6 protein-coding genes are annotated in these 7,057 nt (G+C 56.2%); 1 reads left to right on the plus strand and 5 read right to left on the minus strand.

Annotation, left to right across the window (positions count from 1 at the left end):
- Positions 1 to 121 precede the first annotated feature (121 nt).
- Positions 122 to 2,341, plus strand: coding sequence for a TonB-dependent receptor (locus JMY28_RS35675; RefSeq protein WP_201700587.1), 2,220 nt, complete (start codon positions 122 to 124; stop codon positions 2,339 to 2,341).
- 101 nt (positions 2,342 to 2,442) lie between these two features.
- Here the strand turns inward: JMY28_RS35675 and JMY28_RS35680 are convergent, their stop codons facing one another.
- The 5 genes from JMY28_RS35680 to JMY28_RS39200 form a co-directional block, all read right to left on the minus strand.
- A complete protein-coding gene (locus JMY28_RS35680; RefSeq protein WP_201700588.1) occupies positions 2,443 to 3,111 on the minus strand; it encodes an O-methyltransferase in 669 nt (222 codons plus the stop codon).
- A gap of 274 nt (positions 3,112 to 3,385) precedes the next feature.
- Positions 3,386 to 3,700, minus strand: a complete 315-nt coding sequence (locus tag JMY28_RS35685; RefSeq protein ID WP_201700589.1) for a hypothetical protein — start codon at positions 3,698 to 3,700, stop codon at positions 3,386 to 3,388.
- Positions 3,701 to 4,242: 542 nt separating this feature from the next.
- Positions 4,243 to 5,151 carry a hypothetical protein gene (locus JMY28_RS35690; RefSeq protein WP_201700590.1) on the minus strand — a complete coding sequence of 303 codons (909 nt, stop codon included), beginning with the start codon at positions 5,149 to 5,151 and terminating at the stop codon, positions 4,243 to 4,245.
- Positions 5,144 to 6,574 carry a hypothetical protein gene (locus tag JMY28_RS35695; protein WP_201700591.1) on the minus strand — a complete coding sequence of 477 codons (1,431 nt, stop codon included), beginning with the start codon at positions 6,572 to 6,574 and terminating at the stop codon, positions 5,144 to 5,146. Before JMY28_RS35695 ends, JMY28_RS35690 begins: the two co-directional genes overlap by 8 nt.
- Positions 6,575 to 6,577: 3 nt before the next feature.
- On the minus strand, positions 6,578 to 7,057 hold a 480-nt coding region (locus tag JMY28_RS39200; protein WP_236597195.1), incomplete at its 5' end, for a DUF2345 domain-containing protein.

Consider the following 7,057-nt stretch of genomic DNA (forward strand, 5'->3'; position numbering starts at 1 on the left):
CGTTCATGGGGCCAGCTCTGCAAGCCCTGTCTGACCGGCAAAGCATAACCATTCGCCCGGAGCCTGAGCGCAGCACCAAGGCATCACGAGGCGCCAGCGCTACCTTGCTAGAACCCTTTTTATGTCCGTATCTCGTTTGCACTCGCCTTTCAACTTGCCTTCCCGTCTCCCGACTTCCCGCGCTGCAATCCTCGCCGCCATCGCCGTCGCCTTTAGCCTGCCGGCCGCGGCGTTCGCGCAAGCTGCTGCCGCGACACCCACCGCCGCGACCGGTGACGCAAACAACGCCACGCTGCCCGCAGTGAAAGTGCAAGCGACCCAGCAAGCGTCGCCGGGCGACCTGCAGCCGACCTTTGGCGGCGGCCACGTGGCGCGCGGCGGCGATTTCGGCGTGCTTGGCTCGCAGAAGAACATCGACATGCCGTTCAGCATGACGACCTACACCGCGAAGCTGATCGAAGACCAGCAGGCGCGCACGATTGGCGACGTGCTTTCGAACGATCCGGCCGTGCGCACCGCCTACGGTTACGGCAACTTCCAGGAGGTGTACGTCATTCGCGGCTTCACGCTCGACAGCGACGACATTTCCCTCAATGGCCTGTACGGCATCACGCCGCGCCAGCTCGTCGAAACGGCCGCGCTCGAGCGCGTGGACATCCTCAAGGGCGCGAGCGCGTTCCTGAACGGCGCATCGCCCAACGGCAGCTCGATTGGCGGCAGCGTGAATCTGCAATTGAAGCGCGCCGACGACAAGCCGCTCACGCGCGTGACGCTCGAAGGCAGCGCCTCGGGCGAGTTCGGCACGCATATCGACGTGGGCCGCCGCTTCGGCGACAACGACCAGTTCGGCATTCGCGTGAACCAGTCGAACCGCGACGGCGAAACGAGCATCGACGGCGAAATGCGCCGCAACAATCAAACGGCCGTGGCGCTCGACTGGCGCGGCGAGAAGCTGCGTCTCGAAGGCGATTTCATGTATCAGCGCCAGCACGTATCGGACGGCCGCCCCGTTGTCTACGTGCTCGGCGACGAGATTCCCACCGTCCCTTCGGCCACGCACAACTACGCGCAAACCTGGTCGTATAGCGACGCGGAAGACACCGTTGGCATCCTGCGCGCCGAATACGACTTCCTGCCCGGCTGGACCGCGTATGTGACCGGCGGCGTGCGCCATACGAACGAGCACGGCGAATACTTCTCACCCTACTACACCGATCCCACGAACACCTACGGCTCGCGCCTCGGCGTCGTGCGCAAGGAAGGCGCGACCTCGGCGGAAGCGGGCGTGCGCGGCCACTTCGACACCGGCCCCGTGAGCCACTTCGTGACCGCGGGCGCCTCGATCGTGCGCGTGGAAACGCAGTCGGGCTGGACCTATGGCGGCCCGTTCGCGACCGATCTCTACAACACGCAGCAGGTGCCGTATCCGGCCACGACGATGCAAGCCGGCATGGACGGCAACCCGCCGATCACTGCGCTGAACCTGCTGCGCAGCGTCTCCGCTTCGGACACGCTCGGCTTCTTCCATGACCGCGTGCTGTTCACGGTTGGCGTGCGTCATCAGGAGATTCTGTCGAACGGCTACTCGTCGTCCACGCTGCTGCAAACGTCGAACTACAACGACTCGATCACCACGCCGCTCTTCGGCCTCGTGGTCAAGCCGTGGGAGAACGTGTCGATCTACGCGAACCGCAGCGAGTCGCTCTCGGCAGGCGGGATTGCCCCTCAGGGTACGACGAACTACGGCGACCAGCTCGCGCCGGAACGCACGAAGCAGTATGAAGTGGGTGCGAAGTACGACAACGGCAAGTACGGCGCGCAGCTCGCACTGTTCCAGCTCGAAAAGCCGCAGACGTACACCAATAGCGCGGGCGCCTATGTCGCCAACGGCAACGAGCGCCATCGCGGCGTGGAAGCGTCGGTGTTCGGCGAGGTGTACAAGGGCGTGCGTTTAATTGCGGGCGCAACCTATATCAACGCTGTGCAGCTCGACACCGACGGCGGGTCGACCGACGGCAAGACGCCGGTGGGCGTGCCGAGTTTCCTGCTCAACCTGGGCGCCGAATACGACATCCCCTGGGTTCAAGGCCTCACGGTTTCGGCGCGCTGGACGCATACGGGTTCGCAGTATTTCGATGCGGCCAACACCATGTCGATCAAGGCGTGGGACACGGTGGATCTGGGTGCGCGCTATTCGACGAACGTGTTCGGCCGTCCGACGACGTTCCGTGCCAATGTGTATAACCTCGCGAACAAGGCGTACTGGTCGTCCACCAATGGCGGCTATCTGACGATGGGTGCGCCGCGTACCGTGTTGTTCTCGATGACGACAGACTTCTGATCGGTAATCGACCGCGCGTAGCGATATGAAGGAAGGGCCTGGCAGTTTATCCGCCAGGCCCTTTTTGCTTTTGCCGTGTGCCTATGGGCGTCTCGCGTTTGTTAACTGCCCACCACCGTAATCGCAAACCCATCCCAGCCTTTGCTTCCCACCGTCTGCACGGCGGTCGTCTCCAGCCGTTTGTCGCGCGCCAGCATGTCGAAGTAGCGCCGCAAGCCAACCACGTCATCCTCGTGATGCGCAGGATCGGTCACGCGCCCTTCACGCACCACGTTATCGGCCACGATCACCGTACCAGGACGCGAAAGCTTCAGCGCGCGTTCAAGGTAGGTCGGATTGTTGCTCTTGTCCGCGTCGATAAACACGAAGTCGAACGGCGCCTCGCCTTGCGCGATGAGCGCGTCGAGCGATTCGAGCGCGAGGCCCGTCATGACCGTCACCTTCGCATCGAGCCCCGCCCGCGCGATGTTCGCCCGCGCAACGGCGGCGTTTTCCGGACTGAATTCAAGCGACACCATCGCACCGTCGTCGGGCAGCGCGCGCCCAAGCCAGATCGCGCTATAGCCGCCCAGGGTGCCGATTTCGAGGATGCGCCGCGCGCCCTGAATTCGCGCTAGCAGATGTAGAAACTTGCCCTGATTCGGCGCAACGTTGATCGCGCGAAGGCCCGCCTTGGCGCTTGCCGCAAGCGCGCCGTCGAGCGCGTCGTCGGGGCCGATCAGCCGGTCGCAGAACCAGTCGTCCACTGCTTGCCACGTTTGCTCGTTCATCACCCTGCTCTCCGTTTGGATCACGCGGCCAAGCATACTGCACCCGCTCCCGATGACGCGCAATCGCGGCCATGCAAGAGCGAGTCGGTGAGTCAAAGCAGCGCGATCGCGCCCACGAACATAAGCAGGAATTCCTGCTCCATCGGTAACAAAGCTCCGCCGAAGCCGTGGCAGTGGGTAAGCCTTCATAGCGCATCGTCTCTGACGCGGCGATGACTTCGCCGCCGTGGTCGGTGGTCTCACCAAAACGGATGAGATGAATCATGGGAGGTGTCTATAGCTTAACGTCGCGTACGACAAAATATAGGTTCTTGGTTTTGGTGTTCAACAGATACCCGCCGTGGACGTTTTGAAAAGTCCCGCTTTGCCCCAGTCCGTCAAAATTGAAACTAATACAAAAGTATTGCTGCCGCCCTCCTTTCGCAATACTCCATTGCGCTAAAATTGGGTTAAATTCTCCCGATTTAATTCCATGGTTATCCCCAATGGATAAATCTCCGGATAATCGATAAAGTCTACCAAAATAGATTAATGCCTGATCAGATTTTCCTTCAGCGTAGCCTGTATCACCTCCACGATATTCAAACATGTAGCTTGCATTGAGCCGTCCGCATAGTCATCCTCTTGAGTAATTTCATTTGTGTTCAGAATATTAATCGTAATAGATGACGTGACGAACTGCGCCTGAAGGCAACTTTTCACCATATTCTCGTCTGGAGGAGCAGCACACCCTAAATTGGACGCGAGCATCAAAAGTCCGCCAAAAAATATGATTCGCTTCATTTGTACTCCCTCCCGTGCGTAACATCCAGGTATTGCGGGGAATACTTCCAAAAAATTGTCCCATCAACGCCCGCAGTTGAATCATAAACATAATCGTAGCGCCCCATCTCCGCTTTCTTGGTTGACACTGCACCTGTTTTATTTCTCTTGATTTTTACAGTTTCAATTAAAATTACGAGCTTAGTTGAATTCTTAGTTAAAGTGACAACGAAACGCGGAAACCGACTTTCTTCGTTGGAGGCTCTGATTTGAACAATTCGTTCCGCGCGGCGCGACCTGCCGTGAAGACGAAGGTGAGCGAGCGGTTGGCATCACCGAAACGACTGAGATCAATCACGCAACAGTCTCCTATTCTTTCCCGGCGCGCATCTTGCCAGACGGTCCCCAAATGCTCTGTCCGGCATGCAGGAGTTTCATGAGCATCCCAGGCGCACAGTCAGCCATGCACATTGCACGCCCTCTACTCACGCGACCGTTGTCACTGATCGGAAAATCGGAGTAGATCAACGGCTTGATTGGGGTGGTACCACGGACTTCACCACCGGCAGGCATCCGTTCACCTAGATCTACCGTATTCCGCTCCATGATGTTGATCCACGGACGATTGATCGTATTAATGGATTCTGGGAATCCACTATATTCTGAATCCTTGCAAAGTGTGAAATATTTGAATATTCTGGGTTTTGATTCCGTCGCCAAATAACACCATCCCAAATATTCGTAGAATCTATATCCCGTCCTTTTATTATTCTCAACATTTACTTCGTATCCGTCGTGGTCCACAGCTATATAATTCTCAACCTTATTCCATCCATCATATGGCAGATAAGAAGGTGCGGCATCGGGATCAGGATCTTCCCGCCTCCTTGAAATCACATAATATGCACGAATCGGTGCTATCCCAGTCCACGGCGACAATTCATCAAGGGATATATAGTCACTCTTTCTGATCGGAATCGACGGCTGCCCTGGTGAACCGGGCGCCATATCGATCACATCATCCTTCCCCGATGCTCGATATTTGTCGCATAAATCTGGGACACTCCAGCCAGCTTTAGCCGTGCCAATAGTACGTCGAATAATAAGAGCGCATTGCGGCTCAAGAAAATAATTATACTCAACCCCTATTTCATTAACTATTATCGTCCGCGCCCGGACGGAACCACACCCAGTCATTACAGATGTGACCAATATTACCGTTTGCATCATTGCCAGCATTGAATATCTCAACGAGGGCAAAGGATTCAAATCATTCATCTTTCACCGTTATGTGCATATGAGTGTCGTGTGGCTCTACCCAGTTGACCCACGGCGTATAGACCGCGCCGTGCATCACCTCACTGTCGCCATTCAGTTCCTGATAGAGACGTGCCAGCTTTTGCCCCCCCGAACCTTGGGGGAATGCGTGGCCGCGATCTGCATGGCTATGGTTATGGATCGTGAAGTTGACGTGATCTACTGAATCATCAATTTCGGTTACATCGAGGCCAACGCCCATCTTGTGAAGCCGCGACCCCAACATGGGGCGCCACGAGCTTGAAAGCGAAAGTTTGTCGATGTGCAAACGCCATGCTGCCCTGAGGATTGCTGCGAAGGTGCGCGGGGAAGTACGGCGCAAGGCTTGCTGAATTGTCGTGTTAGTACTCGTATTGATAGCGTTTGCCAAAGCACGCGAGATAAAGGCTAACGTGATGGCCATATCGCCAATTTCGATAGTAAAAGGGGCCATCGAACGGGATCCCTCACCTGCTGCGTAGATCGGCGCAAGCGTAGCCAGCCAATCAACGTGAACCTGTTCCACACTCCCCACTACGCTTGGCTGCGCAGTCGGCGCAGGCGTTGGGGCAGAAATTACAGGCGCACCTGTTATGGGACCAACGTAAGCATGGAGGCCATCGGCATGCGGAGCCATTCCACCCAATGCCTCCTGTTGAACTGGAGTGGTCTGTGGATGAACTCCAGCCAGCGGGTTGGCCTGACTCGCGCCGGCAAGCAGATTGCGCGATATCGTTTCTGGCGGGCAGAGTCTGGTGATATCGCTGTCGGTGAATTCATGGCTAATGCGGAGCCACAGATCGCCATCCAGATAGCCAAAATATTCCGCAGCTGCTCCGGGTTTGGCCGCCAAAGTGTTGTCAGAAGGATTCGGCAAATGGTTCTGCGAGGAGAACCGCTCCCGTAAATCGGATCTCAACTCATAAATATGCACCTTGCTATGCGCGACGTCAGGCACGGTCCACGGAAAGAGTTGAAATGTCCGACTGTAATGAAAGGAATCATTTGCAATATGTAAAGCGATCCTGCTCACATCGTCCGGTATATGAATCGGCGGAAGTGCATGCATCTTACGCTGACCATCACGCAGCGTATTTGTTGAACTCACGGACTGTATTTTCTCAAATTCCTTGTGAGAGCTTGGTGTCGGATAGATAACTTTTTTTGTGTCTGCATCGACTATCACATACGGCATATTATTCAAATACGATGCCGAATCTGTCACACCTGTATGCCGGTCGTCACCACCATATAGCGTCGTATACATTGGATTCAGACCATGATCGTCTCGCGGCGCGCAATAAATCACGAAGCTAACCAAGCGACTTATGACCGTCACCTGCTGCGTGGGCATATTTTGCCCGCTAGACATTGAGCCAACGGGATTCGGCGTGGAACCAGTCATCTTTTAATCGCCTTTGTTAGGTGCTACATCGCAGCTATCGTCGTGATCGTCGTCGCCATCCGTCGCATCCATCACATGGTGAGGATGCAAAGCCACCTTCTGTGGACTCGCAGTCCATACACGTTCGGTGTTTCCGTGCTCATCGGTAACGCCATACCAAGTCAGGCCATTCGCCGCTTCCAACCGATAGGGATAGTTTGGAATTGGTGTGCCGCTGCGATCACGAACCACGAACTGTGCACTGTGAATCTTTTCTTTTGGTAGGTCCGGCATGGGCGTATTCATCGATGCCTTGCCCTTCTTCTGGACTGTAATAGTCTTGAAGAACAGATCGAACGGACCGCCGAGCGTGATGCTGCCGTCCTTCATGTTAATGAACGCACCACCGCATTCGAGAATGATTTCCTTGGCCGCCGCCAGGTTGACCTTTCCATTGACGCTGGCGACGTTCACGTCCTTGTCAGCAGTGAACGACATCGGCCC

This window comes from Paraburkholderia hiiakae (assembly GCF_904848665.1).
Lineage (GTDB): Bacteria > Pseudomonadota > Gammaproteobacteria > Burkholderiales > Burkholderiaceae > Paraburkholderia > Paraburkholderia hiiakae.

Excerpts from the sequence above, each read along its gene's own strand:
- JMY28_RS35675 (WP_201700587.1), top strand. The coding sequence starts at position 122 with ATGTCCGTATCTCGTTTGCACTCGCCTTTCAACTTGCCTTCCCGTCTC.
- JMY28_RS35680 (WP_201700588.1), bottom strand. The coding sequence starts at position 3,111 with ATGAACGAGCAAACGTGGCAAGCAGTGGACGACTGGTTCTGCGACCGG.
- JMY28_RS35685 (WP_201700589.1), bottom strand. The coding sequence starts at position 3,700 with ATGTTTGAATATCGTGGAGGTGATACAGGCTACGCTGAAGGAAAATCT.
- JMY28_RS35690 (WP_201700590.1), bottom strand. The coding sequence starts at position 5,151 with ATGAATGATTTGAATCCTTTGCCCTCGTTGAGATATTCAATGCTGGCA.
- JMY28_RS35695 (WP_201700591.1), bottom strand. The coding sequence starts at position 6,574 with ATGACTGGTTCCACGCCGAATCCCGTTGGCTCAATGTCTAGCGGGCAA.